Source organism: Streptomyces sp. TLI_146 (genome assembly GCF_002846415.1).
In the GTDB taxonomy this organism is placed as follows: Bacteria; Actinomycetota; Actinomycetes; order Streptomycetales; family Streptomycetaceae; genus Streptomyces.
On the sequence record NZ_PJMX01000001.1, the window covers coordinates 6,515,653 to 6,542,432 of the forward strand.

22 protein-coding genes are annotated in these 26,780 nt (G+C 71.8%); 17 read left to right on the forward strand and 5 right to left on the reverse strand.

Features of this window, described 5'->3' with window-relative positions:
- Nucleotides 1–52: 52 nt before the first annotated feature.
- Genes BX283_RS29185 through BX283_RS29200 form a run of 4 tightly spaced genes read left to right on the forward strand, consistent with a single transcriptional unit; the run spans nt 53 to nt 2,564 of the window.
- Nucleotides 53–448: an SAV_915 family protein gene (locus BX283_RS29185; protein ID WP_257583921.1), complete on the forward strand. Its 396-nt coding sequence runs from the start codon at nt 53–55 to the stop codon at nt 446–448.
- Nucleotides 445–735, forward strand: a complete 291-nt coding sequence (locus tag BX283_RS29190) for a DUF6317 family protein (RefSeq protein ID WP_101390457.1) — start codon at nt 445–447, stop codon at nt 733–735. Before BX283_RS29185 ends, BX283_RS29190 begins: the two co-directional genes overlap by 4 nt.
- 10 nt (nt 736–745) lie before the next feature.
- A complete protein-coding gene (locus BX283_RS29195; RefSeq protein ID WP_101390458.1) occupies nt 746–2,065 on the forward strand; it encodes a WXG100 family type VII secretion target in 1,320 nt (439 codons plus the stop codon).
- Nucleotides 2,043–2,564 carry a hypothetical protein gene (locus BX283_RS29200; RefSeq protein WP_101390459.1) on the forward strand — a complete coding sequence of 174 codons (522 nt, stop codon included), beginning with the start codon at nt 2,043–2,045 and terminating at the stop codon, nt 2,562–2,564. The genes BX283_RS29195 and BX283_RS29200 overlap by 23 nt, the downstream gene beginning before the upstream one ends.
- 61 nt (nt 2,565–2,625) lie before the next feature.
- Here BX283_RS29200 and BX283_RS29205 read toward each other — a convergent pair whose 3' ends face one another.
- From BX283_RS29205 to eccE, 3 genes are all read right to left on the reverse strand, one after another.
- Nucleotides 2,626–5,697 (reverse strand): SCO5717 family growth-regulating ATPase, encoded by a 3,072-nt coding sequence (locus BX283_RS29205; RefSeq protein ID WP_101390460.1) that lies wholly within the window; start codon nt 5,695–5,697, stop codon nt 2,626–2,628.
- A gap of 245 nt (nt 5,698–5,942) precedes the next feature.
- Nucleotides 5,943–6,704: a hypothetical protein gene (locus BX283_RS29210; protein ID WP_101390461.1), complete on the reverse strand. Its 762-nt coding sequence runs from the start codon at nt 6,702–6,704 to the stop codon at nt 5,943–5,945.
- Complete coding sequence (gene eccE / locus BX283_RS29215; RefSeq protein ID WP_101390462.1) at nt 6,704–7,984, reverse strand: type VII secretion protein EccE; 1,281 nt, start codon at nt 7,982–7,984, stop codon at nt 6,704–6,706. Before eccE ends, BX283_RS29210 begins: the two co-directional genes overlap by 1 nt.
- Before the next feature lie 207 nt (nt 7,985–8,191).
- On the opposite strand from eccE, the gene eccB reads away from it, so the two are divergent.
- From eccB to BX283_RS29250, 7 genes are all read left to right on the forward strand, one after another.
- Nucleotides 8,192–9,745: a type VII secretion protein EccB gene (gene eccB / locus BX283_RS29220; RefSeq protein ID WP_101390463.1), complete on the forward strand. Its 1,554-nt coding sequence runs from the start codon at nt 8,192–8,194 to the stop codon at nt 9,743–9,745.
- A gap of 22 nt (nt 9,746–9,767) precedes the next feature.
- Nucleotides 9,768–11,057 carry a type VII secretion-associated serine protease mycosin gene (mycP, locus tag BX283_RS29225; protein WP_101392630.1) on the forward strand — a complete coding sequence of 430 codons (1,290 nt, stop codon included), beginning with the start codon at nt 9,768–9,770 and terminating at the stop codon, nt 11,055–11,057.
- Nucleotides 11,058–11,209: 152 nt separating this feature from the next.
- The gene (locus BX283_RS29230) at nt 11,210–11,698 is read left to right on the forward strand and encodes a hypothetical protein (RefSeq protein ID WP_101390464.1); all 489 of its coding nucleotides are present in this window, start codon (nt 11,210–11,212) and stop codon (nt 11,696–11,698) included.
- Nucleotides 11,699–11,712: 14 nt separating this feature from the next.
- Nucleotides 11,713–13,083, forward strand: a complete 1,371-nt coding sequence (locus BX283_RS29235; protein WP_101390465.1) for a hypothetical protein — start codon at nt 11,713–11,715, stop codon at nt 13,081–13,083.
- A gap of 39 nt (nt 13,084–13,122) precedes the next feature.
- Entirely contained in the window at nt 13,123–14,346 is a 1,224-nt protein-coding gene (gene mycP, locus BX283_RS29240) for a type VII secretion-associated serine protease mycosin (protein WP_101390466.1), read from the forward strand.
- 33 nt (nt 14,347–14,379) lie between these two features.
- Nucleotides 14,380–14,745 (forward strand): WXG100 family type VII secretion target, encoded by a 366-nt coding sequence (locus BX283_RS29245; RefSeq protein WP_101390467.1) that lies wholly within the window; start codon nt 14,380–14,382, stop codon nt 14,743–14,745.
- An 80-nt stretch (nt 14,746–14,825) separates the two neighbouring features.
- The gene (locus tag BX283_RS29250) at nt 14,826–15,134 is read left to right on the forward strand and encodes a WXG100 family type VII secretion target (RefSeq protein WP_101390468.1); all 309 of its coding nucleotides are present in this window, start codon (nt 14,826–14,828) and stop codon (nt 15,132–15,134) included.
- Nucleotides 15,135–15,233: 99 nt separating this feature from the next.
- Here BX283_RS29250 and BX283_RS29255 read toward each other — a convergent pair whose 3' ends face one another.
- Together BX283_RS29255 and eccCa are read right to left on the reverse strand one after the other, a co-directional pair.
- Nucleotides 15,234–15,467, reverse strand: a complete 234-nt coding sequence (locus BX283_RS29255) for a DUF397 domain-containing protein (RefSeq protein WP_101390469.1) — start codon at nt 15,465–15,467, stop codon at nt 15,234–15,236.
- A gap of 78 nt (nt 15,468–15,545) precedes the next feature.
- Nucleotides 15,546–19,493 (reverse strand): type VII secretion protein EccCa, encoded by a 3,948-nt coding sequence (gene eccCa / locus BX283_RS29260; protein ID WP_101390470.1) that lies wholly within the window; start codon nt 19,491–19,493, stop codon nt 15,546–15,548.
- Nucleotides 19,494–19,665: 172 nt separating this feature from the next.
- Between eccCa and eccD the strand changes: the two genes are divergently transcribed.
- The 6 genes from eccD to BX283_RS29290 all read left to right on the forward strand — a co-directional run bounded on the left by eccD (nt 19,666) and on the right by BX283_RS29290 (nt 26,758).
- Nucleotides 19,666–21,138 (forward strand): type VII secretion integral membrane protein EccD, encoded by a 1,473-nt coding sequence (gene eccD / locus BX283_RS29265; protein WP_101390471.1) that lies wholly within the window; start codon nt 19,666–19,668, stop codon nt 21,136–21,138.
- Nucleotides 21,139–21,350: 212 nt separating this feature from the next.
- The gene (gene rpsO, locus BX283_RS29270) at nt 21,351–21,641 is read left to right on the forward strand and encodes a 30S ribosomal protein S15 (protein WP_067164948.1); all 291 of its coding nucleotides are present in this window, start codon (nt 21,351–21,353) and stop codon (nt 21,639–21,641) included.
- Nucleotides 21,642–21,918: 277 nt separating this feature from the next.
- Nucleotides 21,919–24,135: a polyribonucleotide nucleotidyltransferase gene (locus BX283_RS29275; protein ID WP_101390472.1), complete on the forward strand. Its 2,217-nt coding sequence runs from the start codon at nt 21,919–21,921 to the stop codon at nt 24,133–24,135.
- Nucleotides 24,132–25,511, forward strand: a complete 1,380-nt coding sequence (locus tag BX283_RS29280; RefSeq protein WP_101390473.1) for a pitrilysin family protein — start codon at nt 24,132–24,134, stop codon at nt 25,509–25,511. Before BX283_RS29275 ends, BX283_RS29280 begins: the two co-directional genes overlap by 4 nt.
- Nucleotides 25,512–25,546: 35 nt before the next feature.
- Nucleotides 25,547–26,299: a 4-hydroxy-tetrahydrodipicolinate reductase gene (gene dapB, locus BX283_RS29285; RefSeq protein WP_101390474.1), complete on the forward strand. Its 753-nt coding sequence runs from the start codon at nt 25,547–25,549 to the stop codon at nt 26,297–26,299.
- A 15-nt stretch (nt 26,300–26,314) separates the two neighbouring features.
- Nucleotides 26,315–26,758, forward strand: a complete 444-nt coding sequence (locus BX283_RS29290) for a hypothetical protein (protein ID WP_101390475.1) — start codon at nt 26,315–26,317, stop codon at nt 26,756–26,758.
- The last annotated feature ends 22 nt before the right edge of the window (nt 26,759–26,780 follow it).

Consider the following 26,780-nt stretch of genomic DNA (forward strand, 5'->3'; position numbering starts at 1 on the left):
TGGGCGGTTTTCGTCGTATTGACGAACTGCGGCGGCACATAAGTTGAGACACGTGGCTGAACCCAACGTGTCCCGCATCCTCGGCATCGTCGGCGTCGACGCGGCCAAGGCCGCGCAACCCGGCGTCCCGCCGTACCACACACCGGTGTTCGTCCCGGCGCACCCGCGCTATCCGGCCGGAGGCGCCGCCCCGCGCGTCGACTTCGAGCTGCTGAGACCGCCCTCGGGACCGCCGGTCCCGGTCGCCTTCAGCACTCTGCCGAAGCTGGTCGACGCGCTCGGCCCGATGCAGCCCTGGATCGCCGTCTCCCTCGGCCCGTTCGCGGAGGCGATGCGCGAGGCCCGGCTGCCCAAGGTGCGTCTGGACCCGGACGTGGCGCCGGGCGGCCGCAGATGGCGGTCACAGGACCTGGAGCGTACCTACGGAGAGAGCGGGGCAGGGGCATGAGCGCCGATGTGAAGGTCATTCTGGCCGACCTCAACTCGATGGCGTCGACCTTCCACAAGGAAGCCGGGATCTACCGGGGCATGCACGCCAACGTGAAGCCCGCGGTGGCCGGTTCCGGCGACCCCGGCTGCGACGCGGCGATCAAGTCGATGGCCGACCTGATAGCGGGCCTCCACGACAAGCTGGCGGACCGGCTGGACGACAACAGCGACAAGGTGAAGTACGCGCACGACTCGATGCAGCGCAACGACATCGACGTACACGGCCTCTTCGAGGACCTGATGTGAAGGGCACGCGGTGAGCGACAGCTGGGTGGGCGGGGACATCGGCGGCATACGCGCGATGGGCGACGCCTACAAGAACGCCAAGCACGACCTCGAATCGATCGTGAAGCCGCTGGGCACGGTCGTCGAGCAGCTGGCCAAGGACGCGGCCTGGGAGGGCGAGGCGGCCGAGTCGTTCCGCGCCAAGTGGAGCGAGGACGCGCTGACGGCGGGCGGGTTCGCCGAGCTGGTCCACGCGACCGGCGAGATCCTCTGCACGCTGGCCGACCACCTCTCGGCCGCCGAGAGCGCGCTGCAGAACGCCGAGGACGTGGCCGTGAAGGCGGGCGTCCCGATGGGCCCCAAGGGCGTCCCCGGCCAGCTGATGACCAACAACCCGCCCCACCCCGACGAGCAGAAGGCCATCGACGGGCTCACCAACTACGCGGCCGTGCGCGCGGACATCCTGCACGCGGCCCAGCAGGCCCGCCTGGACGCGGCCGAGGCGCTCAACAAGCTGTACGAGGAGGACACTTCGGAGGTGTCCAAGGGTGACAAGGTCACCATCGCCGACTATCTGCGCGGACTGTACGCGTACGACTCCGAGCGCACCCGGGTCAAGGGGCACGACGCCGCCGACAAGCTGGACGACGCCAAGAAGGAAGCCGACGAGGCCAAGAAGGACCTGCGGGCCGAGCGCAAGGAGTGGCAGAAGCAGGGCAAGACCCTGCCCAAGGACTCCCCGGCCCGGCTCGCCTACAAGGAGGCGCTGACCAAGCTCGACGGCCTGGAGACCGACATCGCCCGTGCCGAGCACGGCAGTTCGGCGCTGCCGTACGACCACGCGCTCAATGTGAAGGTCGTGGACGCGGCGGACGCGCTGAAGCTGGGCAAGGGCCTGGAGAAGCTCCCGGACTTCCTCAAGGAGATCCCCGTCGTCGACATCGCGGCGGCGAGCGTCTGCGGCCTCCTGGAGGCGAAGGACGACCACGACAAGGGCTGGTCGTGGACGCACTCGGTGGTGGTGGACGGGGGTGCGGCACTGGGCGGCCTCGCGGCGGGCGCGGGCGCCACGGCGCTCGGCGTCGCACTGGCCGCCAGCTCGGAGATCACCGTGCCGGTGGCCGTGGTCGCCGGGGTCGGCGGCGCCGTCGTCATCGGCGCGACCGACCTCCTGGACGAGGCGTTCCACGAGCACTGGAGCGAGGACATCCACGACCACGGGGTGATCGGCGGCCTCTGGCACGGCAGCGGCAACGTCCTGTCGGACACCGGCAAGGACATGAAGCGCCTCGCGGACGACGCGGGCAACCTGGGGAAGAAGGCGTGGAATGGTTTCAAGGGCCTCTTCTGACCGGGCCGTCCCCGCCGGGCCACACGTCGTCAGGCTGCCGGTCGTCGGCACGAGCTGGTACCGGCGGGGCTTCGGCTACTGGGCGCGCCGGATCGCGCTGGGCGCCTTCGTGCTGCTGGTGATGGCGGTGATGCTGAGCGTGCTGCTCATCGCCTTCGGCGACACCGTGAACGGGCTCCCCGGCGTCTGGCCGCCGGTGCTGTGGATCGCGATGGTGGCGCTGTGCGCCGGGTCGGCGGTCTGGGGCTGGGTGCGGGCCCGGCGCCAGATGCGGGAGAAGCTGGCCGAGGCGGCGTCACCGGAGGAGTCCTGGAAGGCGCACCGCGGCCGGCAGCGGCAGGTGGGCAGCGGGCTCAGCAGCCCCTGGCGGGCGCTGGTGCTGCTCGCGCTGCCGTTCCTGGCCCCGCTGTTCGCGTGGCTGCTCGGCACGCTGTGCGCGGCCACGTTCGTACGCGAACTGCCCTCCGAGGTCGGCGCCCGCCGCGCGATGGCCCGTTAGCGCGGGAGAACGGCGAAGGGCCCGCGCGGTCGCCACGACTGCGCGGGCCCTTTCTCCTGTCCTACTGCTGCGGAGGCTGGGGCTGCTGCCACGCCTGCGGGGGCTGCTGGCCGCCGTACGGCTGGGGCTGCTGGTGCTGCGGCTGCTGGGCGTACGGCTGCGGGGGCATCGGCTGCCCCGGCGCCTGCTGGCCCGGTCCGGGCTGGCCGGGGAGGGGCTGGCCCGGCTGCCCCGGGAAGGGCTGGCCCGGGTGCTGCGCCTGCTGCCCCGGCATCGGCGGAGCCATGTGCGGCGGCGGGTTGACCCCGTCCCCCGTCCACAGGCCCTGCTGCTGCTGGGCGCGGACGAAGTCCTCGGCCACCAGCGCCGACAGATGGAAGTACGCCTCGCGCGTCTTGGGCCGCATCATGTCGAGGTCGACCTCGGCGCCCGCCGCCAGGTGCTCGTCGAACGGGACCACCACGACCCCGCGGCAGCGCGTCTGGAAGTGCTGGACGATGTCGTCCACCTTGATCATCTTGCCGGTCTCGCGGACCCCGGAGATGACCGTGAGGGAGCGCTGGACGAGGTCGGCGTACCCGTGCGCGGAGAGCCAGTCCAGCGTCGTGGACGCGCTCGACGCGCCGTCGACGGACGGGGTGGAGATGATGATCAGCTGGTCCGCGAGGTCGAGCACGCCGCGCATCGCGGAGTACAGCAGACCCGTGCCGGAGTCGGTGAGGATGATCGGGTACTGCTTGCCCAGGACGTCTATCGCCCGCCGGTAGTCCTCGTCGTTGAAGGTCGTGGACACGGCCGGGTCGACGTCGTTGGCGATGATCTCCAGACCGGACGGCGCCTGCGAGGTGAACCGGCGGATGTCCATGTACGAGTTGAGGTACGGGATCGCCTGGACCAGGTCACGGATGGTCGCGCCGGTCTCGCGGCGCACCCGGCGGCCGAGCGTGCCCGCGTCCGGGTTGGCGTCGATCGCCAGGATCTTGTCCTGCCGCTCGGTCGCCAGCGTCGCACCAAGGGCCGTCGTGGTCGTCGTCTTGCCGACACCGCCCTTGAGGGAGATGACCGCGATCCGGTAGCACGACAGCACGGGGGTGCGGATGAGGTTGAGCTTCTGCTGCCGCTCGGCCTCCTCCTTCTTGCTGCCGAACTTGAAGCGCGAGGCGCCGCCCGGGTTGCGGCTGGACTTCGCCTTCTGCTTGTTGTTGCGCAGCAGCCGGTCGGAGGAGAGCTCCACGGCCGCGGTGTACCCGAGCGGCGCGCCCGGCACGGACCGCTCGCGCTGGTCGTGCGCCACGGGGGAGGGCCACCCGGCCCCGCTCCGCGGATCCACGGGCCCGGCGGGCGGCTGCGCCTGCGGCAACGGCTGCGCCTGCGGCTGCGCCGGGGGCTGGGCCTGCTGGTGGGGTACGGGGGCGTGGGCGTCGGGCGTCCCCGGCTGGGGGAAGCCGTAGCCGCCCTGGGGGGCCTGGGGGGCCTGCGGCGCGGGCGGGGTCTGGGCCGGTGCCTGCGCCTGCGTCTGGGCCGGGGTCGGCTGCGGGAACCCGTAACCGCCTTGCGGGGCGGGGGAGTTGGGGTCGGCGGCCGGGGCGCCGGGCTGCGGGAAGGCGTGCGGGCCCTGGGGGGTGTGGGGGGCCGGGTTGCTGGGGGCGCCCTGTGTTCCGGGGTGCGGGAATCCGTACGCGCCCTGCGGGGCGGGGGCGTTGGGGGCGGCCGTCGGGGCCGGTGCCGGGGCCGGGACGTGCGGCGTGGCCGGTGCGCCCTGCTGGCCCGGCTGGGGGAACCCGTAACCGCCCTGCGGGGCAGGGGTGTTGGGGTCGGCGGCCGGAGTCGGCGCCGGGGCGTTCGGCGTGCCCGGCTGCGGGAAGCCGTAGCCGCCCTGCTGGGCCGGAGCGTTGGGCTGGGGCAGCGGGAAGCCGCCCTGGCCCGTCGGGGTCGCGGGCTGCGGCGCCGCAGGCTCGGCGCCGTGCGGCAGCGGCCAGGCGGGCTGCCCGGTCTGCTGCGGCGCCGGTACGGGCCACTGCGGAGCCGGTGCGGGCGCGGCGGGCTGGTACGCGGGCGGCAACGGCGGCAGCCCCGGCTGCTGGGCCTGCGCGGCCCACGGCTGCTCGGCCGGGGTGACCGGCGCGGCCTGCGGCACGGCGTCCTGGGGGGCCGCGTCCGCGACGGGGGGCACGGCGTCGGCCGGTGCGGCCGCGGCCGCCTGCGCCGCCACGGCGTCGACCGGCTCGGCGACCGGCGGCGCGGGGACGGGCTCGGCGGGTGCGGCAGGCGCGGCGTCGGCGGCCTCGGCCGCCAACGGCGCGGCGGTCACGTAGTCGCCCGAGTCGTCGGAGGTGACGGAGGTGACCGAGCCGGAGGGCTCGGCGGCCACCTGGTCGGCGCGGGCCGGGGCGGCGTCGGCCGACTCGGCGGGCTCGGCAGCGGTCGCCTCCGCGGTGGCGGGCGCGGCATCGCTCGGCTCGGGAGTCGCGGCGGGCTCGGGCTCACCCGAAGCCGCGTCGGCCTCCGGCGCGGTGCCCTCGGCGCCGCCCGGCCCCGGGACCCCGGCTTCGGGCTCGGCCTCGGCCGTACCGGCGGAGTCCCACACGGCCTCCGCCGTGGGCTCGTCCTTCACGGCCACGTCGACCGGCTCGTCGGCGGCGACCGGCGCGGGAGCGGCGGCGGCATCGGACGGCGCGTCCGTACCCGTACCCGTACCCGCATCCGCCTCGCCCGCCGCGTTCGCGGCCTCGGCCTTCGCCGCGTCCGCCGCGGCCAGCCGCTCCGCGAGCTCCCGCTTCAGGGAGCCCGGCGAGAACCGCATCGTCGCGCCGCTCTCGACGTCCCCGCCCCCGAACGGCTGCGCCTGGGCGGCCGCGTCCTCGGACGGGGCCGGGCCCGGCGGCGCGGGCGTGGTCGTCCAGTTCGGCTGGAAGCCGCCGCTGGAGGGCAGGCCTGGCACGGCCACGGGCGGCCCGGCGGGCGGCGGGGGAGGCGGCGTCGCCGCGTCCGTGCTCGGCGCCGCGTTCTGCGTGTACCAGGCCGGCGGGGTGTAGTCGATGGTGAACTCACCCGTGGGCTCGGGATCGGCGTCGGACCGATTCTCGTCGCGCGCGTTCCCGCCGGTGCGGAACTGGTCCTGATCGCTGTTCACCGGATTCCTTTCGTTCGCAGGCCGTCCCAGCCTAATAGCCGACAACACCGCACCGGCAGGCCCGGCCACCCCTCACCGACTGTCCCCTCCATCACGTCGTGCCCGCACGCTGCCGTCAAGTGACAGCAGGGCGTCGCCATGTGGGCGGAGTGTGAACGAACCGTTCACGTACCCGGTCGGGGGGTCGGCCGTACCTGCTCAATTCCTTGTGGTTTTCGTAGCGGAACGCGCGCGGCGCGGCTCGCTCAGTCCATCCGCCGGGCGGAGCCGAGCAGTCCGGTCTCCGCGTCCGTGGCCTGGGTCATCACGAACTGGCGGTCGCGCGCACCGCACCACAGTGTCACGCCGTCCGCCAGCGTGGACAGCGCCTCCGTCTCGGCCTGCGGGAGATGCATGATCCGGCCGATCTGCGCGGCCTCGTCCGGCGAGACCCGCTGCACACCGACCAGATCCGACTTCTCCAGCAACCGGGGCGCCACCGGGCTCAGATACGGCAGCAGCGTCAGCACCGACTGCCACGGCCCCGAGACCACCCGGCCGCGCGGCGGCCGCATGCCGCAGTCGCGGACGACCACGACCGGCGATCCGGCGGACGCGCCCTGCGGCGGCACCCGGCCCACGTCGTGCAGCGCGATGCACTGCTGGCCGCCGCCCGCCGCCTGAGCGAGCGCCGTCCACGCGGGGGCCCGGCCCGTCTCCACGGTCACGCGCGCGCCCGTCGCGGCCGCCCGCAGCGCGAGCACCTGCGCGGTCCAGAGCCCGCCGATCAGCGTCACGTCGTACGCGGTGGGGCGGTTGATGCCGAGGACCGACGGGCGGCCCGCCGCGTCCACGCCTATCACCATGCCGTCGTCGCCGACCGGCAGCGCCAGGGCCTCCACCTGGTCGGCGGAGAGCGCGTGCCGGTCGCGGCGCGGCCCGAGCAGGCCGAAGCCCATCCGGGCGCGCCCTCTGCGCACCTCGCCGGAGGCGGGCGGAGCGGCAGGAGAGACAGAGGACGTGGTCATCAGCGCGCACCCCCGAGCGGCAGTGTGGCCAGCATGCCCGGCAGCTGTTCGCGGTCCAGGCGCACCAGGCCGATCTTGACTCCGCGCGCGGTGCGCTCCAGCTCCCGGCGGGCGGCGACCAGTTCCTCGTCGCTGCGGCCGGTTATCCGGACGTGTCCGGTGAGCGTGACCTCCTGGCGGTCGCCGGCGGCCAGCGTCAGGCTGAACGTGGTGGCGAGCGCGGGAAGCGAGGTCAGCAGGGCGACCAGCTGCGGCATCGAGGCCCCGCCGCCGCCCAGCTGGGGCCAGCGGCCCACCCAGTACGTCGTGTGGCGGCGGTCGTCGCAGCGCCAGGTCCTGGCCGTCTCCTGGGTACGCCGCCCCGGCGTGCCCGCGCGGCCCGCCTGGGCGATCGCCATCGGGTTGGCGCAGGTCGAGGTGGCGATGGCGCCGGTCAGCTCCTGCTCGGTGAGGACCGTCGTACGGAACCCGGCGCCGGTGAGCCGGCTCGCCAGCTGGTCCGCCGCGCGCACCAGGCACTTCTGGGCGCCGGTCAGACCGCCGCCGCGCGCCGCCACCGCCTCCGGGCACAGCTCGGGGTCGAGCTTGAGCGCGATCCAGGTGAGGCGCACCGCGGGCGAGCCGGTCTGGGCCTGCAGCGGTGCGTAGTTGCGGGCGGCCACCGACTGCTGGGGCAGGTGCGGGGCGGGCGCGGGCTGGGTGTGCTGGACGATCTGCGCGGACTCCAGGCGGATGCCGTCGACGTCCAGCGCGTCCCGCACGAGCGTCACCGGCAGCGGGCGGGCGCCGCGCTCCGGGCGCAGCGCCGTGGCGTCCATCTCGACCTGGAGGACGGCGGTGAGGAAGGTGCCGTCGCCGACCATGCCGACGGGGCGGCGGTCGCGGTCGCCGAACGTGTACGTCCGCAGCGCCGGGTCGCACTCCACCGCCGGGGCGAAGCCCGGTTCCGTGCCCGCCGGGACCGGCAGGCCTGCCGCCCTGCGGGTGCGCGCGCGCAGCGCGAGCACCGTGCCCAGCCACTCCGGCAGCGAGCGGCGGTGGCGGCGGACGACCGCGAGCAGCACGAGCAGCGCGGCGACCACTCCGGCGGGCACCAGCATCAGCGCGTCGATCACCCACGCGACGAGCAGCACGGCGGCGGCCAGCTCCACCAGCACGAGTTGTTGCAGTCGGAACGACCCGAAGTGGCCGGGCCGGGCCTTCAGACGGGGTGCGGAGGCTCCCTGGGCGGGGGCCGACGGACCGGCGGCGGCAGGCCGCACACGCGTCGCGGACGCCATCACTCCACCACCCCCCATTCGTGCGCAAGCACCCAAAACATCCGGATTCCCCCAGCTCGGCAAGGGGTCTTGACGGCGGCTTCACCCTACCCGCCCCACAGGCACCCTCGGTCAACAGGCATAGTAGGGGGCCGGTCTGACAATCGAGGCCCGGGGACCGCAGGACCAGGTCCGATCAGGGGGCCGCGCGGGGAGAGACAGAGGCGCATGGCATCACGGCGGGACGAGCTCAACGCGTACACCTTTGCGAAGAAGCGCACGGTGGCGGCGTTTCTGCAACCGTCTCCCACGGGCACGGAGGAAGGTGCTCCGCGCCCGCTGAAGGCCATCGTGCCGAGCGTGATCGTGGCCGCGCTCTGCCTCGCCGGCTTCGGCGCCTGGGGGATGTTCAAGCCCAAGGCGCCGCAGGGCTGGGACACCCCGGGCACCAAGGTGATCGTCGGCAAGCAGTCGACGACCCGTTACGTCGTCCTGTCCACCGGCAAGGGCAAGGACAAGAAGGTCCTGCTCCATCCGGTGCTCAACCTGGCCTCGGCGCGGCTGCTGCTCGATCCGCAGAAGTTCGACGTCATCCAGGTCAGCGACGACATCCTGGACTCGGGCAAGCTCGCGCGCGGCCCGATCCTGGGCATTCCGTACGCCCCGGACCGGCTGCCCGCCGCGAGCGAGGCCGGGAAGGCCAAGCGCTGGGCGGTCTGCGAGCAGCCCGGCGGCGGCAAGGACTCGGTCCAGAAGGCCGCGTTCGTCTTCGCCGACCGCGACTTCAAGCTGACCGACGACAAGCGCCGGCTCACCGGCGGCCAGGTCCTCTACGTCCAGGGCCAGAAGAACAAGGCCCGTTACGTGGTGGACGCCAAGGGCACCAAGTACCTGGTCAAGGGCGCCCCCGGCGATCTGCTCGCGCGTACGCTCTTCGGCGCCGACGAGCAGCCGCAGCCCGTCACCGACGACTGGCTGGCCACGCTCGGCGACGGCACCCCGATCGACTTCCCGGCGATCCCCGGCAACGTCGGTGCCCCGGCGGGCAACGGCGGCGGCCTCTCGCCGCAGGAGGACAAGGTCGGCATGGTGCTGAGCGCCCAGACCGGCGCGGGCCCGCAGCAGTACGTAGTACTGCAGGGGAAGGTCCAGCCCGTCTCCGACTTCACGGCCTGGTTGGTGCTCAACTCCCCGCAGACCACGAGGCTCGGCATGCACGGCGACGTGAAGGAGGTCGACGCGGCCTCCATCGCGCCCAAGCCCGACTACTTCGGCGCCGCCAACAACTGGCCCGACAAGAAGGCGAAGCAGGTCAACGCGGGCGGCGGCGCCGCCGCTCCGGGCGCGCGCAGCACCGTGTGCAGCGTGCTGCGCAAGGTCGACGACAAGGGCAACACCACGCTCTCCACCTGGGCGGGCACCGAGTACCCGGCGGCCATCACCGCGGGCGGCACCAGCACGTACGTCACCCCCGGAACCGGCCTGCTCTACACGCAGGTGCAGGGCAGGCAGACCCGTCCCGACGGCTCGCTGTTCCTGGTGACCGACACCGGACTGCGGTACGCGGTGCAGGCCAACGGCGACAGCGACGCCGCCCGCTCCGACATCGGCACCGGCGACCGGCAGAAGCCCGACGACGGCCGCCCCGAGCCGAGCCAGGCGCAGCAGCGCCTCGGATACGAGAAGGTCACCCCGGCCGTAGTGCCCATCAACTGGTCGGAGTTCCTGTCCAAGGGCCCGCGGCTCGACACCAACAGCGCCCGCCAGCCCCAGGGCTCGTAGGGAAGGACTGACGTCAGTGTCGATGCTGAAGCCATTCAGGAAGCCGGTGCTGGTGGGCGTGGCCACGGCCGTCGCCGCCCTGGCGCCCGCCCCGTCCGCGCACGCCGCACCCGTGCCGCCCGCCCTCGGGATCGACGGCAGCGGCGAGTGCACCTTCCCCATGAAGAAGCAGATCGAGGGCCGTCCCTGGTCGCTCCAGCGGGTGCTCTTCGACGAGCTGTGGCAGGACACCAAGGGCAAGGGCGTACGGGTCGCGGTCATCGACACCGGTGTCGACATCGCCAACCCGCAGCTCAAGTCCGCGGTCGACGCCAAGAGCGGCACGGACTACCTCAAGCCCGAGAAGGACGGCTCGGGCGAGCAGAACGACAAGCGCGGCAAGACGGGCGGCACGGTCGACGAGGTCGGCCACGGCACCAAGGTCGCGGGCATCATCGCCGCGCGCCCCCGCGCGGGCACCGGTTTCGTCGGCCTGGCGCCCGAGGCCACGATCATCCCGATCCGCCAGAACGACGAGAAGAACAGCGGCAAGACGGACACGATGGCGAAGGCCATCGACCACGCCATCGCGCAGCACGCCGACGTCATCAACATCTCGCAGGACACGACCGAGCCGCAGGGCCCCAACTCGGATCTCGCGAAGGCCGTTCGGCGGGCGCTGGACAAGCAGATCGTGGTGGTCGCCTCGGCGGGCAACGACGGCATGGACGGCAAGGCGAAGGACACCTACCCGGCGGCCTTCCCGGGCGTCCTCGCGGTCGCGTCGTCGGACCGCAACAACGAGCGCGCGGTGTTCTCGCAGCCGGGAACGTTCGTCGGGGTCGCGGCGCCGGGCGTCGACGTCGTCTCGACCGTGCCGGGCAACGGCCAGTGCTCGGACAACGGCACGAGCTTCTCCGCCCCGTACGTCGCCGGGGTCGCCGCGCTGCTGCGCGCCAAGTACCCGTACGCGACGACGAAGTGGACGGCCGCGCAGATCATCGCGCGGATCGAGCAGACGGCGGAGCGCTCCGTCAACGGGCACGACAACTTCGTCGGGTGGGGCGTGGTCGACCCGGTCCGCGCGGTGACCGACGACTCGCCCCCGGAGGAGGCCGCCCACCCGGACCCCGGCCCGCCCAAGGCCGCGGCCCCCGAGGTGGCCGCGCTGGCGCTCTCCGAGACGCCCCAGGAGCGCAACGAGCGGTACGCCACGTACGCGTTGGGCATCGCCGCCCTGCTGGTGGCGGTGGTCGCGGGCACGGCGACGGTGATCCGGGACGCCCGCAAGCGGGGTTTGCAGAAGGTGAACGGCGTTTCGGGACGAACCTGAGACGTCTTTGAGTACGGATACTCATTCGGCTCCGAAACCGGAGTGACTAGAGTGATCACATGCTTCGCGCGCTTCACGAGTGTGACGAAGCGGCAGCGGTAGCGCGGCACCAGTGGCAGAACGGTGCCGACGGGGATTCACGGGGAGGAACAGTGGCCGAGCCGAACGGTGGCGGCAACGGCGGCACGGGCAGCGGCGGCGGAAAGCCGGACCTCGGCGTCGACGGGGTGAGCCTCGCCGACTTCAAGGGCCGCATGGAGGAACTGCTGCGCAGCCTGGACAAGTCCCCGGCCCGCCACACCAAGATCGCCGACCAGCGGGTGCAGCCCGAGGCGTACGGCAAGGGCTTCGCGGCCGCGGACGAGCTGCACAAGGCGTACGACAAGGTCCGTACGAACCTGGAGCGGCTCACCAAGATCTTCGGTGACCAGATCGAGGGCATGGGCATCGCGGTGCACATCGCGGACAAGGGCTACGGCGGCATCGACGTGGACGAGGCCCACCGCTACCAGGCCATCCGCAAGGAGACGGAGAAGTACTACGAGTCTCCGGCGGCCGGTACGAAGCCGGCGGACCACGGCCCGGGTACGAAGCAGACGCCCGGCAAGGGCAACGACGCCGACTCCGGCGGCCTGAAGTAAAGGGGGGCACAACGATGGCGACTGACGAGTTCGAGGGCATGACCCTCGAAGCCCTCAACGCGATGCTGGCCTCGGCCAAGCCGGCCGAACTGACCGGCGCGGCCGAGACGTTGGCCGCCGCGGCGCCCGACATCGCGGACATCGCGCGGGACCTGCGCTGGTACATCGACCAGGTCAAGTGGCACGGCGCCGGTGGCGACGCGTTCCGCGAGTGGGGCCGCGGCATGATCTCGGAAACGCTGGTGCTGAGCGAGTACGCGGCGGTCGTCGGCCAGGAGATGGCCCGCGCGGGCCAGGCCCTGACGGAGGCGAAGGCGGCGGTCCCGGCGTCGGACGGCATGTGCTACGCCGACCCGGAGAAGGAGAAGGCCCGCCTCAAGGCGCTGGGGCCGAAGACGAACGAGGCGATCAATGCGCTGAATCGGCTCGCGTCGTTCTACAACACGTCGAAGGATCGGATCACGGCTCAGCCTGAGCCTAAGTTTGCGCCGTTGCCGGTCGACGTCAACGGTGGTGTCAGCGAGGAGAAGACGCGTTACGGCTCGGACGGGTCCGGGACCGGCGCGACCGGTGGCACCTCGACGAGGCACACCACTTCGACGGTTGGCGGTGCGCACGGCTACGGCACGACGGGCACGACGAGCTCCCCGTCGCACACCGCCGTCGGCTCCACCTTCACCCCGCACGAGTCGTCGGCGGGTACATCCATCGACTCCGTGACGCTGACTCCGCCTCCGGAGACCACGACTCGGCCGACCGGGCCCACCGGGCCCACGCCCGTGCAGGGACACACGCCGGTCCTCACCCCGCCGCCCGTGCTGCCCGGTCCGCTCGGCAAGGCCGGTCAGGAGCGCATTCCGGGTATGACCCGCGTCGGCATGCCCGGTGAGGGGCCCGCCACCGGCCGTGCAGTCGGCAACCCGCGCGGTCCGGGCATCGCTCGTCCGAGTGGTCTGCCGGGCACCACGCGCGGTATCACCCCCGAGGGCATCAGCGGCGGGCGTCCCACGCCGATGACCGGCCGTGGCTCGACGCCCCGGCTGCCGATAGGCACGGTCGTGGGCGAGGAGCGCGCCGGAACCGGCATGGGCCGTGGGCCCATGGGCGGTGGCATGGGGCACGGCCCGACCGGCGCGCCGCGTGGCGCCACCGCTATGGGCGGTCGCAGGCTGGCCTCCGAGCCGGGTGGAACTGTTGGGGCCCCGCGTGCGTCTCTCGGCGGGCGTGGTGAATTCACCCCCGGTGGTACGGGGTTGGTGAACGGCAACAAGCGAGGCACGGACCGGCGTCGTTCCGCTTCTTCCGAGGCCCCCGACTACCTGGTCGAGGACGAGGAGACGTGGGCGATGGACCACCGCAAGGTCGTCCCGCCGGTAGTCGACTGACGTACGCAAACCATCGCCGCTCAAGGAGTCCGCAGTCCCATGTTCAGCTCAGCCCGCTCGGTGCGCAGCCGCTCGGCACTTCTCGGTGCCGCGGTGGCTGCCGCGCTGGCCTGCTCCGTCGGCACGGCGCCGGCGGCGCTCGCCGACGACATGCGGTCCAAGCAGTGGTACCTGGACGCGATGGACGCGGACGCCATGTGGAAGGTCAGCACCGGCAGGGGCATCACGGTCGCGGTGATCGACAGCGGTGTCCGGTCCGAGCCGGAGCTGGCCGGACGCGTCCTGGAGGGCCGTGACTTCACCGGATCGGGTGGCTCTCTGAAGGACGCGGACGGGCACGGTACGGACATGGCGGTGACCATCTCCGGCAGTGGCACGGGTGGTGGCGTCAAGGGGCTGGCGCCCGACGCGAAGATCCTTTCTGTCAGGGCGGCTGTCGGGAACAATGAGTTCGGCGCCATGCTCACTCTGGCCAAGGCGATCCGCTACACGGCTGAGACGGATGCCCGCGTCATCAATATTTCGCGTGCGGGCAATGCCCCCGGTGAGCGGGAGAAGCAGGAACTCGCCTCCGCCGTCGACTACGCCCTCTCCAAGGGCAAGTTGATCTTCGCCGGTTCGGGCAACGGCGGCGACAAGGGCAACCCGGTCGAGTACCCGGCCGCGACGCCCGGCGTCGTGGCGGTCGGCTCGGTCGGCACCGACGGCAAGCTGTCCAAGTTCTCCAGCACCGGCAGCCATGTCGGGCTCGCCGCGCCGGGGGACAAGATCCCGGCGCACTGCAGCGACGGCAACGGTTACTGCGAGGCCCGGGGAACCAGTTACGCCACCGCCCTAACCTCCGCCACAGCCGCCCTAATCTGGTCCGCCCACCCGAACTGGACCGGCAACCAGGTGCTGCGCGTGATGATGGAGACCGCCGGGCACAACGGCAAGGTGCCGAGCCAGTACATCGGGTACGGCACCGTCCGCCCCGCCCAGGTCCTCCTCAAGGGGAACGGCAACCCGGGCCCCGCCGACGTAAATCCGCTGCTCGCCGCCCGAGGCGGTGCGGCAGCCACGACTTCCCCCTCTCCCGCAGACACGGCAGACAAGGGGGCAGGCGGTGGCGACCAGGAGAAGCCGCAGGCCGGTGAGGCCGCGGACTCGGCGTCCGAGGACAAGGACTCCGCGCCCTGGACCGTCATCGCCATCATCGCCGCGGCCGTCGTCCTCATCGGCGGCGCCGTCACGGCGGTACGTGTACGCAACAAGCGAGCGTGAACACTCGCTCGGACACTCACGAGAGGGAAGACAATGAGCTCCAACCCCGGTGGTCAGAGCATTGGCTACGAGGCCGTCACCAAGGCCAAGAACGCCATTGAGGAAACCGCCCACGACATGAGCCAGCAGATCCGCGTGCTGGCCGACGCGATCGCCACGGTCGGGGCGGGCTGGACCGGTTCCGGTGCCGACCAGTTCAAGATCGCTCAGGACACGCTGAACACGCGTCACGACGACATCCGCCGCAAGCTGGACGTCCTCTACAACGCCGTGATCGGTACGAAGAACCTCAACCAGCAGAACGACGAAGAGGTCGACGCCGCGTTCCGGGCGATCAACGCCCAGGGCGGTGCCACCAGCGGTGGCGTGCCCAACACCTCCGGCATCAACGGTCTCTAGGCAGCACCGCCGGGCAGCCCGCGGGCGCCCCGGCGTACGCACGCAGCCCCACCACACTTCAGACTTCACGAGGAGCAGACATGGGTGACTTGGGTCCCGACCTCAAGATTCGGTATGAGAACGTCCAGGAGATCGCGAACAGCATCCGCGCCATCTCCAAGCGCATCATGGACGACCTCAGCCGTATGGAATCGGCCGTCAACGTCGTCGCCAGCACCTGGGACGGCGAGGCGCACGGTCAGTACCTGAAGGTCCAGAAGGACTACCGGCGCGACGCGCACGACATCCAGCAGACGCTGGAGAAGATCGCCAAGACGATCGAGCACGGCAAGGCCAGTTACCACCAGACCGACGTCAAGGCGTCGCGGCTGTTCACCGAGGCCTACTGAGCCCGCTGACCACGGCGGACGGGCGCGGTAAAGGGGGTCACGCCCATCGGGCGTGACCCCCTTTCGTCTGCGCCCCGCGTTCGTTCGCGCCCCGCGCGCTCAGCGCAGGTCGAACTCACCGTCCCGTGCCCCCAGGACGAACGCCGTCCACTCCGCCTCCGTGTACCGCAGCACGGTGTCCGGGTCGAGGGACGACCGCATCGCGACGGCGCCGCCGGGCAGGTGGGCGATCTCCACCCGCTCCTCCGCCTCCTCGGTGCCGGGCGCGCTCACCCACTCCGCGCCCGAGATGTCCAGGGCGTACAGCTCTTCCTTCTCACGTTCGCTGCCCATGTAGCACGTTCCCTTCGAAGTTCAGTGCCTGTCAGCGTAGTTGGAGCGGGCGGCTCGCACCGCCCGTTCCCCCTACTGTCACTGCTCCGGGAGCCAGCCCAGCTGGACCAGGGGTGTGCCGCGCTTGCGGGAGACGAAGTAGCCGCGGCCCTGCGGCATCGGACGGGGCCGGACGTTGCCCAGCACGTCGCCCTCGTTCGGGTCGCCGGACAGGACCACGCCCTGCGCGCCGAGCTCCTTGATGCGCTGCATGAACGTCTCGTACATCGAGCGGGACGCGCCCGCCGAGCTGCGGGCGATGATGAAGCGGACGCCGACGTCCCGGGAGAACGGCAGGTTCTCCACCATCACCGACAGCGGGTTGCCCGCGTTCGTCGACACCAGCTCGTAGTCGTCGATGATGATGAAGACCTGCGGGCCGGTCCACCAGGAGCGGTCGCGCAGCTGCTGCGGGGTCACGTCCGCCGGGGGCTGGCGGCGCACCATCAGGTCCGCCAGCGCGTTCATGTGCATCTCAAGGGCGCTGGCCAGCGGCGCGTACTCCAGCAGATGCGTGTCCGGGACCACGTCGAGGAGCGAGCGGCGGTAGTCGCCGACCACGATCTTCGCCTCGTCCGGCGAGTACCGCTCGGAGATCTTCTGGGCGAGGTGGCGAAGCAGCGCCGTCTTGCCCGACTCGCTCTCGCCGAAGACCAGGAAGAACGGGTCGGTCTCGAAGTCGACGAACACCGGCTCCAGATTGGTCTCGTCGATGCCGATCGCCACACCGTGCTGCGGGTACTCGAAGCCCTTCGGTAGCTGGTCGGCCGGGAGCCGGCGGGGGAGCAGCCGGACGGTGGGAGCCGCCGGTCCCTGCCACGCCTCCTTCACCGTACGGACGAACGCCTCGGTGGCCTGGGAGAGCGTCTCGGGGTCGCACGAGCCGTCCATGCGCGGCAGCGCCGACATGAAGTGCAGCTTCTCCGCGACCTGGCCGCGGCCCGGCATGCCCACCGGCACGTTGGCCGCGACCTTGCGGTCGAACTCGGAGTCCATCGAGTCACCGAGCCGCAGCTCCAGGCGGCCCAGGATCTGGTCCTTGAGCGCGGCGCGCACCTCCATGTAGCGGGAGGCGGTGAGGACGACGTGGATGCCGTAGCCCAGGCCCCGGCTCGCGATGTCCTGGACGACGCCGTCGAGCATCTCGTAGTCGCCGCGGAACGCGCCCCAGCCGTCGATGACCAGGAACACGTCGCCCCAGGCCTCGCCCGGCAGGTCACCGGCGGCGCGGCGGCGCCGGTAGGTCGAGATGGAGTCGATGCCGTTGGCGCGGAAGAACTCCTCGCGCCGGTTCAGCACGCCCGCGACCTCCGCCACCGTACGCCGCACCCGCTCGGGGTCCAGGCGCGAGGCGATGCCGCCCACGTGCGGCAGGTCGGCGACGGCCGACAGACCGCCACCGCCGAAGTCCAGCCCGTAGAACTGCACCTCGTTCGGGGTGTGGGTGAGCGCGAACGACGAGATCAGGGTGCGCAGCAGCGTCGACTTGCCGGACTGCGGGCCGCCGACGAGCAGCATGTGGCCGGCCGCGCCGGAGAAGTCGCGGTAGAGCACCTCGCGGCGCTGCTCGAAGGGCTTGTCGATGAGGCCGAGCGGCACGATCAGACCGCCCGGGCGGGTGTACTCCGTCGCGTTCAGACCGCGCTCCGCCGTCGCCGCGATGCCCGGCAGCAGCTGGTCGAGCGAGGGCGCGTCGTCCAGCGGCGGCAGCCACACCTGGTGGGCGGGCACGCCCTGCCCCTCCAGGCGCCGCACGATCACGTCGAGCACCGTGTCCGCCAGCGCGTCGTCCTCGCCCGGGCCCCGCAGGGCCGCCGGGTCCGGCGCCGCGTACACGACCGGCACCGGGGCCGCCGTGAACAGCGCGGGGCGCCGCTCGATCGGCAGCGGGCCCACGGTGAGGTCGGGGCCGCCGGAGCGGTAGGTGCCCGACACATAGGCCGCCTTGAAGCGGACCATCTCGTCGGTGCCGAACTTGAGGTAGCCCGAGCCGGGCACCGACGGCAGGTGGTAGGCGTCGGGGACGCCGAGCGCGGTGCGCGACTCGGCCGCCGAGAAGGTGCGCAGACCCACGCGGTACGAGAGGTACGTGTCCAGGCCGCGCAGCTTGCCCTCCTCAAGGCGCTGCGAGGCGAGCAGCAGGTGCACGCCCAGGGAGCGGCCGATGCGGCCGATCTGGATGAACATGTCGATGAAGTCGGGCTTGGCGGTGAGGAGTTCGGAGAACTCGTCGATCACCAGGACCAGCGAGGCCAGCGGCTCCAGCGGGGCGCCCGCCGCGCGCGCCTTCTCGTAGTCGTGCATGTTGGCGTAGTTGCCCGCCGAGCGCAGCAGCTCCTGGCGGCGCTGGAGCTCGCCGCGGATCGCGTCGCCCATGCGGTCGACCAGGGTGAGGTCGTCCGCCAGGTTGGTGATGACCGCCGCCACGTGCGGCATCTGCGACATGCCGGTGAAGGTCGCGCCGCCCTTGAAGTCGGCGAGGACGAAGTTCAGCGTCTCCGAGGTGTGGGTGACCGCGAGGCCGAGCACCAGGGTGCGCAGCAGCTCCGACTTGCCGGAGCCGGTCGCGCCCACGCACAGGCCGTGCGGGCCCATGCCCTCCTGCGCGGCCTCCTTGAGGTCCAGCATCACCGGCTGGCCGTCCTCGCCGACGCCGATCGGGACCCGCAGCCGCTCGGCGGTCGAGCGCGGCCGCCAGGTGCGGGCCACGTCGATGGAGCCCGCGTCCCCGAGGTTCAGCAGGTCCGTGAAGTCCAGGTTGGCGAGCAGCGGCTCGTCGTCGTCACCGGTGCCCATCTGCAGCGGCGCGAGCTGGCGGGCCAGCGCCTCGGCGGCGGGCAGCGACATCTGGTCGGGCACGCCCTCGTACGCGAGGCCGAAGCCCGACTCCAGGCGGAGCCGGTTCGGCCGCACGACCACCGAGAGGCCGCCGCGCGGCTCGTCGAGCTCGCCCGGCACCACCTCGATGATGGTGACGCCCTGCAGGCCCTCGGCGGCCGCGAACGCCGAGTCCGGCGGCACCATCCCGCCGTCCAGGACCACCACCAGGTGCGGCTGGTCCAGGACCGGCTGGTTGTCCCGGCTGAACCGGGGCCGCCCGTCCAGCCTGCTGTGCAGCAGCAGCTCCAGCTCGCCCAGGTCGTCGCCGAACAGCCGCTTCGTACCGGCGCCGTCGACCTGGCCGGGCACCTGGGTGTGCGGCAGCCACTTCGTCCAGTCCCAGCGCGCCACCGCGCCCGGCGCCGCCACCACGGCGACCATCAGGTCGTCGGGGGAGTGCAGCGTCACCAGCTGCGCCACCAGCGCGCGCGCCGCCGACTGGGCGGCGTCCGGGTCGCCGGAGACCGTCACGTGGTAGAAGGCGCGCATCGAGACCGCCATCGGCAGCCCGTCCAGCGAGCCGTGCACCGCCAGGAACTGCTGCATGGCGCCCGCGCACAGCGGCTCCAGCTCGTCCACCGGCGCCGTCTCCGGCGCTATCAGCGGGGTCGCGAGCTGCTGGGCGCCCAGGCCGATCCGGGCCTGCCCGAAGTCGTCGTCGCCGACCCGGCGCTCCCAGACCCGCGAGCCCTCCGCGACCACCGGCCACAACTGCTCGGGCGCCGGGTGCAGATACAGCTGCGCGTCGCGCTGGCGGCGCGCGGTCTTGCGCACCGTGCGCCGCGTCTGGGCGAGGTACTTGAGGTAGTCGCGCCGGACATCTGCCACTTGCCCCTGCGCACCCTTGCGGAACTTCACCACCTGCGCGATGACCATCGCCAGGGTGGAGACCAGCATCAGCGCGCCCATGATCTTCATGAACGGCGCCGAGTTGGGCATGAAGAAGAACACCACCGACGAGCCCATGCCGAGCATCGGCAGGAGCTGCATCAGCATCGACTCCTGCTGTCCGCGCGGCAGCTCCGGCGGACCCTCCAGCCGCAGCTCGTCCGAGGACACTTCGGGCGGCAAGGACCGCGGCGGGCGTTTGACGACGATCTGGCTCACCGGAGCATCAATCCCTCAATACGGACGGTCACTTGCGTTCCGGCGCCCCCCTGACCGCTCGTTTCGGGGGCTTCCTGCGCGCGACGGTGATCCTACTTGCAGCCTGTGACACCGGAGCCCGGTAGGGTGGCGCGCGCAGTGTGCGCAACCGCGAATCAGGGGGTCCGAGGACGTGAGTACGACCGCAGCGACAGGCTTCTGCCGGGTCACGGTGGTGGCGCCCGACAGTCGCATCGATGTGGCCCTCCCGGAGGACATCGCCGTCGCCGACGTCTATCCGGAGATCCTCCGGCTCACCGGCCAGACCCAGCCCGCGGGCGCGCCCACCGGCTACCACCTGGTGCGCCGCGACGGCACCGTCCTCGACGGCGCCCGCACCCTCGCTGCCCAGCAGGTCCTCGACGGGGAGCTGCTGAGCCTGCGCCCGTTCGCCGAGTCGCTGCCGCCCGCCGTCTTCGACGACGTCTCGGACGCCGTCGCCTCCGCCGTCACCCGCGACCGCCACCTGTGGAGCGACGATCTGCTGCGCTGGGCGGGCCTGGTGGGCGGTGTCCTGCTGCTCGTCCTGATGGGCTTCGTCCTCTGGTACGCGGACCCCGTCGACCACGACATGCACGGCCTGCCCGGCATCATCGCGGGCTCCGCGGGACTGCTGCTCACCGCCTTCGCGGGGGTGCGGGCCCGGGTCTACTCCGACCGCGCCAGCGCCGTCGCCCTGGGCCTGGGCGCACTGCCCCTGCTGCTCATCGCGGGCTCCGGCATCATCGGCCCGGACCACGGCGACGGCCCCGGCAAGCTCCAGTTCCTGCTCGGCTGCGTCACCGTCCTGGTCGCCTCGGTGTCCCTGGTCGTCCTCACCCCGAGCGGCGACGCCCCGTTCGTGGCGACCACCTTCCTCGCCGCCACCGGCACCCTCGCCACGTTCGTCGCGATCCTCACCGAGTCCACCGCCACCCGGACGGCCTCGGTCTGCGCCCCGGTCGCCATCGGCCTGGTCGCCTTCCTGCCGGGCCTCTCGGCCCGCTTCGCCCGGCTCCCCATCGGCTACGCCTCCCCGCGCAGCGCCGCCGCTGACGACTTCGGCGCCGAGCCCAGCAGCGCCCCCGAAGCCCGCCCCGTCGACGCCGAGCGCATCGCCGCCCAGGCCCGGCGCGGCCACGAGATGCTGCTCGGCCTGGTCGGCGGCTGCGCCGCGACCGTGGTCGGCTCCGCCGCCGTCCTCGGCTTCTCGGACAGCCTCTACGGCCAGCTCCTCGCCCTGATGGCCGGACTCGCCATGCTGCTGCGCGCGCGCCTGTTCCGCTACACCTCCCAGGTCGCCTGCGTCCTGGTGGCCGGGATCGCCGCGATCGCCCTGCTGGTCCTGGGCCTGTCCCTGAACCCGCCCGGCGACCTGCTGTACGACTTCGTCCGCTACGGCGACCGCGGCTCCCTCGACATCCGTACGATCTGGCTCTCCGCGGCCGTCGCCGCCGGCGCCGCCCTGATCACTGCCATCGGCCTGATCATCCCGAAGAAGGGCCTCTCGCCGTTCTGGGGCCGCACCCTCGACCTCGCCGAGGGCGCCGTGCTGCTCTCGCTGGTCCCGCTCTGCCTGGCCGTGCTCGACGTCTTCGACCGGGCCCGCTCGCTCACCAGCGGCTGACCGGGCCGCCGGGACACGCCCGGAGCGCCCGGAACCCCCGATCGGACGAGTCCCCGCGTACTGGTACGCTGTGTGACGGCCGTTTGTGTACGCGTCTCCGGGTTGTTCTGGAGGCTGCGCCCAGCGGATCCCCGCCTCCCGAGTAACGGAAGCTCCCCTGAGACAAAGACCAGGGGCACTCGGTGGCACATTTTGACTACGAGGAGTACCGAGTGTCTCTCGACGCCGCTACGAAGAAGCAGATCATGTCCGAGTTCGGCCAGAAGGAGGGCGACACCGGCTCCCCCGAGGTCCAGGTCGCCATGCTCTCCCGCCGCATCTCGGACCTGACCGAGCACCTCAAGACCCACAAGCACGACCACCACTCCCGTCGTGGTCTGCTGATCCTCGTGGGCCAGCGCCGCCGCCTGCTGCAGTACCTGGCCAAGAAGGACATCCAGCGCTTCCGTGCGCTGGTCGACCGCCTGGGCATCCGCCGCGGTGCGGCCGGCGGCGCCAAGTAAGTCGCCGTGAAGGGAGCGGTTCCCACCTATTAGGGGGCCGCTCCCTTTGCTGTACGTGCGGGACGTACCGGACGCTCAGTAGTCTGGTCGTACAACGCAGCACACAATGAGCGAGAAGGCTCCTCCCGCCGCCGGTCCTCGGTAGTGGCCTCCGGGAGAAAACGCCCCCGGATGCTTCGATCGAAGACCGGCCCGCAGCCAAGGAGCGCTTCTCCGCCACGTCCCCCCGCCACACGGGCCCGGGGACGAAAGACGATGAGTATCGGAGAAAACGCTAGTGGAGAACGAGACCCACTACGCCGAGGCCGTTATTGACAACGGTTCCTTCGGCACCCGCACCATCCGCTTCGAGACGGGCCGCCTGGCCAAGCAGGCCGCCGGCTCCGCCGTCGCGTACCTGGACGACGACACGATGGTCCTGTCGGCCACCACCGCGTCCAAGAAGCCCAAGGACCAGCTCGACTTCTTCCCCCTGACGGTGGACGTCGAGGAGCGGATGTACGCGGCCGGCAAGATCCCCGGCTCCTTCTTCCGCCGGGAGGGCCGCCCCTCCGAGGACGCGATCCTCACCTGCCGTCTGATCGACCGCCCGCTGCGCCCGTCCTTCAAGAAGGGCCTGCGCAACGAGATCCAGGTCGTCGCGACGATCATGGCGCTCAACCCCGACCACCTGTACGACGTCGTGGCGATCAACGCCGCGTCCGCGTCGACGCAGCTGGCCGGTCTGCCCTTCTCCGGCCCGATCGGCGGCGTCCGCGTCGCGCTGATCAACGGCCAGTGGGTCGCCTTCCCGACGCACACCGAGCTCGAGGACGCCGTCTTCGACATGGTCGTCGCGGGCCGCGCCCTGGAGGACGGCGACGTCGCGATCATGATGGTCGAGGCCGAGGCCACCGAGAAGACCATCCAGCTGGTCAAGGGCGGTGCCGAGGCGCCGACCGAGGAGGTCGTCGCCGCCGGTCTGGACGCCGCGAAGCCCTTCATCAAGGTGCTCTGCAAGGCCCAGGCCGACCTCGCCGCCAAGGCAGCGAAGCCGACCGGCGAGTTCCCGGTCTTCCTCGACTACCAGGACGACGTCCTGGAGGCGCTCACCGCCGCGGTCAAGGGCGAGCTCGCCCAGGCGCTCACCATCGCGGGCAAGCAGGACCGCGAGAGCGAGCTGGACCGCGTCAAGGAGCTGGCCGCCGAGAAGCTCCTCCCGGCCTTCGAGGGCCGCGAGAAGGAGATCTCCGCCGCCTACCGCGCGCTGACCAAGAAGCTGGTCCGCGAGCGCGTCATCAAGGACAAGGTCCGCATCGACGGCCGCGGGATCACGGACATCCGTACCCTGGCCGCCGAGGTCGAGGCCATCCCGCGCGTGCACGGCTCGGCGCTGTTCGAGCGTGGCGAGACCCAGATCCTGGGCGTCACCACCCTCAACATGCTCCGTATGGAGCAGCAGCTGGACACCCTCTCCCCGGTGACCCGCAAGCGCTACATGCACAACTACAACTTCCCGCCGTACTCGGTCGGCGAGACCGGCCGCGTGGGCTCGCCCAAGCGCCGCGAGATCGGCCACGGCGCGCTCGCCGAGCGCGCGATCGTGCCGGTCCTGCCGACGCGCGAGGAGTTCCCGTACGCGATCCGTCAGGTGTCCGAGGCCCTCGGCTCCAACGGCTCGACGTCCATGGGCTCGGTCTGCGCCTCCACCATGTCGCTGCTGAACGCCGGTGTGCCGCTCAAGGCCCCCGTCGCCGGTATCGCCATGGGCCTGATCTCCCAGGAGATCGACGGCAAGACGCACTACGTCGCCCTCACCGACATCCTCGGTGCGGAGGACGCCTTCGGCGACATGGACTTCAAGGTCGCCGGTACGAAGGAGTTCGTCACCGCCCTCCAGCTCGACACCAAGCTGGACGGCATCCCGGCCTCCGTCCTGGCCGCGGCCCTCAAGCAGGCCCGCGACGCCCGCCTCCACATCCTCGACGTGATGATGGAAGCGATCGACACGCCGGACGAGATGTCCCCGAACGCCCCGCGGATCATCACCGTCAAGATCCCGGTGGACAAGATCGGTGAGGTCATCGGCCCCAAGGGCAAGATGATCAACCAGATCCAGGAGGACACCGGCGCCGAGATCACGATCGAGGACGACGGCACCATCTACATCGGTGCCCAGGTCGGCTCGCAGGCCGAGGCCGCCCGCGCCACGATCAACGCGATCGCCAACCCGACCATGCCGGAGGTCGGCGAGCGCTACCTGGGTACGGTCGTCAAGACCACCACCTTCGGTGCGTTCGTCTCCCTGATGCCCGGCAAGGACGGTCTGCTGCACATCTCGCAGATCCGCAAGCTCGCCGGTGGCAAGCGCGTGGAGAACGTCGAGGACGTGCTCGCGGTCGGCACCAAGGTCCAGGTCGAGATCGCGGAGATCGACTCCCGCGGCAAGCTCTCGCTGGTCCCGGTCGTCGAGGGCGAAGAAGGCGACGAGACGAAGGACGACACCGACAAGTGACGTCCCGTAGCTCCAAGGCGACGGCCCGCACCTCTTCGGAGGCGCGGGCCGTCGCCCGTACCCAAACGCTTCTCCAGGGCACCAACGGCATCGGCACCGTCCGCCGCACGACCCTCCCCGGCGGCCTCCGCGTCGTCACCGAGACCCTGCCCTCCGTACGGTCGGCGACCTTCGGTATCTGGGTCCAGGTCGGCTCCCGCGACGAGACGCCCACGCTCAACGGCGCCACGCACTATCTGGAGCACCTCCTCTTCAAGGGCACGCGCAAGCGCAGCGCCCTCGACATCTCCTCCGCGATCGACGCGGTCGGCGGAGAGATGAACGCCTTCACGGCGAAGGAGTACACCTGCTACTACGCGCGCGTGCTCGACACCGACCTGCCGCTGGCGATCGACGTCGTCTGCGACATGCTGACCGGCTCGCTCATCCTCGAAGAGGATGTGGACGCCGAGCGCGGTGTCATCCTCGAAGAGATCGCGATGACCGAGGACGACCCGGGCGACTGCGTGCACGACCTGTTCGCGCACACCATGCTCGGCGACACCCCGCTGGGCCGCCCGGTCCTCGGCACGGTCGACACGATCAACGCGCTGACCCGGTCGCAGGTCGCCCGCTTCTACAAGAAGCACTACGACCCGCGCCACCTGGTCGTGGCGGCCGCCGGCAACGTCGACCACGCCACCGTCGTACGCCAGGTCCGCAAGGCCTTCGAGAAGGCCGGAGCCCTCACGCAGACGGACGCGGTCCCGGTCGCGCCGCGCGACGGCGCCCGCACCCTGAAGACGGCGGGCCGCGTCGAGCTCCTGGGCAGGCGCACCGAGCAGGCGCACGTCGTCCTCGGCATGCCGGGCCTGGCCCGCACCGACGAGCGCCGCTGGGCGCTCGGCGTGCTGAACACGGCCCTGGGCGGCGGTATGTCGTCCCGCCTCTTCCAGGAGGTACGGGAGAAGCGCGGCCTCGCCTACAGCGTGTACTCGTACACCTCGGGCTTCGCCGACTGCGGTCTGTTCGGCGTGTACGCGGGCTGCCGCCCCAACCAGGTCCACGACGTCCTGAAGATCTGCCGGGACGAACTGGACCGGGTCGCCTCGGACGGCCTGTCGGACGAGGAGATCGGCCGCGCGGTCGGCCAGCTCTCCGGCTCGACCGTGCTGGGCCTGGAGGACACGGGCGCGCTGATGAACCGCATCGGCAAGAGCGAGCTGTGCTGGGGCACCCAGATGTCGGTCGACGACATGCTGGCCCGGATAGCCGCGGTCACCCCCGACGACGTCCGCGAGGTGGCCCGTGATGTGCTGGGCCGGCGTCCCTCGCTGTCCGTCATCGGCCCGCTGAAGGACAAGCAGGCCGACCGCCTCCATGAAGCGGTCTCCTGATCCGTACGTGTTCGCAAGGACGTGAGGAAGCAAGCATGAGCAAGCTGCGCGTGGCGGTTCTCGGCGCCAAGGGCCGGATCGGTTCCGAGGCGGTACGGGCCGTGGAAGCGGCCGAGGACATGGAGCTGGTGGCGGCCCTTGGCCGGGGCGACAAGCTGGAGGCGCTCGCGGACGCGGACGCCCAGGTCGTGGTCGAACTGACCACCCCCGCCTCGGTGATGGGCAACCTCGACTTCTGTGTGCGCCATGGGATGCACGCGGTCGTCGGCACCACCGGCTGGACCGAGGACCGCCTCGCGCAGCTCACCACCTGGCTGGACGGCTCACCGTCCACCGGGGTGCTCATCGCGCCGAACTTCTCCATCGGGGCCGTCCTGACGATGAAGTTCGCGCAGCTCGCCGCCCCCTACTTCGAGTCCGTCGAGGTCGTCGAGCTGCACCACCCCAACAAGGTGGACGCGCCCTCGGGCACCGCGACGCGCACCGCGCAGCTGATCGCGGCGGCCCGCGCCGAGGCGGGGGTCGCCCCCGCGCCGGACGCCACGGCCACCGCGCTGGACGGGGCGCGCGGCGCGGACGTCGACGGCGTCCCCGTCCACGCGGTCCGGCTGCGCGGTCTGCTGGCGCACCAGGAGGTCCTCCTGGGCGCCGAGGGCGAGACGCTGACGATCCGTCATGACTCGCTCCACCACAGCAGCTTCATGCCGGGCATCCTGCTCGGCGCCCGCCGCGTGGTGACCACTCCGGGCCTGACCTTCGGCCTGGAACACTTCCTCGACCTGAACTGAGCTGGACTGCCGGTCATGCGCGCAAAGATCACTTACTTCGTCACGGCTGCCGTCCTGGTCTTCTACTTCGTCCTGGTCGGCAGCCGGGGCGTGATGCTCATCCAGGACGGCAAGCTGATCACCGTGACCATGGGGATCGCGGTCCTGGTGCTGCCGCTGATCGGCCTCTGGTTCCTGTGGGCCAACACCCGCTTCGTGACCCGGGCCAACGCCCTCGCCGCCGAACTGGAGGCCGAGGGCGGCCTCCCGGTCGACGAGCTGGTCCGCACCCCGGGCGGCCGTATCGACCGCGACTCGGCCGACGAGGTCTTCGCCCGCCGCAAGGCGGAGACGGAGGACGCCCCGAACGACTGGCGCTGCTGGTTCCGCCTGGCCGTGGCCTACCAGGACGCCCGCGACACCCCCCGGGCCCGCAAGGCGATGCAGCGGGCGATCACGCTGCGGGAGGCGGCGGAGTAGTCCGCCGCGCCCGCGCGGCGGG

What these genes read in the sequence shown, in the direction of transcription:
- BX283_RS29255 (WP_101390469.1), bottom strand. Translation starts at nt 15,467, where the DNA reads ATGGGCAGCGAACGTGAGAAGGAAGAGCTGTACGCCCTGGACATCTCG.
- BX283_RS29250 (WP_101390468.1), top strand. Translation starts at nt 14,826, where the DNA reads ATGGGTGACTTGGGTCCCGACCTCAAGATTCGGTATGAGAACGTCCAG.
- BX283_RS29235 (WP_101390465.1), top strand. Translation starts at nt 11,713, where the DNA reads ATGGCGACTGACGAGTTCGAGGGCATGACCCTCGAAGCCCTCAACGCG.
- eccB (WP_101390463.1), top strand. Translation starts at nt 8,192, where the DNA reads ATGGCATCACGGCGGGACGAGCTCAACGCGTACACCTTTGCGAAGAAG.
- BX283_RS29245 (WP_101390467.1), top strand. Translation starts at nt 14,380, where the DNA reads ATGAGCTCCAACCCCGGTGGTCAGAGCATTGGCTACGAGGCCGTCACC.
- BX283_RS29290 (WP_101390475.1), top strand. Translation starts at nt 26,315, where the DNA reads ATGCGCGCAAAGATCACTTACTTCGTCACGGCTGCCGTCCTGGTCTTC.
- mycP (WP_101392630.1), top strand. Translation starts at nt 9,768, where the DNA reads ATGCTGAAGCCATTCAGGAAGCCGGTGCTGGTGGGCGTGGCCACGGCC.
- BX283_RS29210 (WP_101390461.1), bottom strand. Translation starts at nt 6,704, where the DNA reads ATGACCACGTCCTCTGTCTCTCCTGCCGCTCCGCCCGCCTCCGGCGAG.
- BX283_RS29200 (WP_101390459.1), top strand. Translation starts at nt 2,043, where the DNA reads ATGGTTTCAAGGGCCTCTTCTGACCGGGCCGTCCCCGCCGGGCCACAC.
- BX283_RS29190 (WP_101390457.1), top strand. Translation starts at nt 445, where the DNA reads ATGAGCGCCGATGTGAAGGTCATTCTGGCCGACCTCAACTCGATGGCG.
- eccE (WP_101390462.1), bottom strand. Translation starts at nt 7,984, where the DNA reads ATGGCGTCCGCGACGCGTGTGCGGCCTGCCGCCGCCGGTCCGTCGGCC.
- mycP (WP_101390466.1), top strand. Translation starts at nt 13,123, where the DNA reads ATGTTCAGCTCAGCCCGCTCGGTGCGCAGCCGCTCGGCACTTCTCGGT.
- dapB (WP_101390474.1), top strand. Translation starts at nt 25,547, where the DNA reads ATGAGCAAGCTGCGCGTGGCGGTTCTCGGCGCCAAGGGCCGGATCGGT.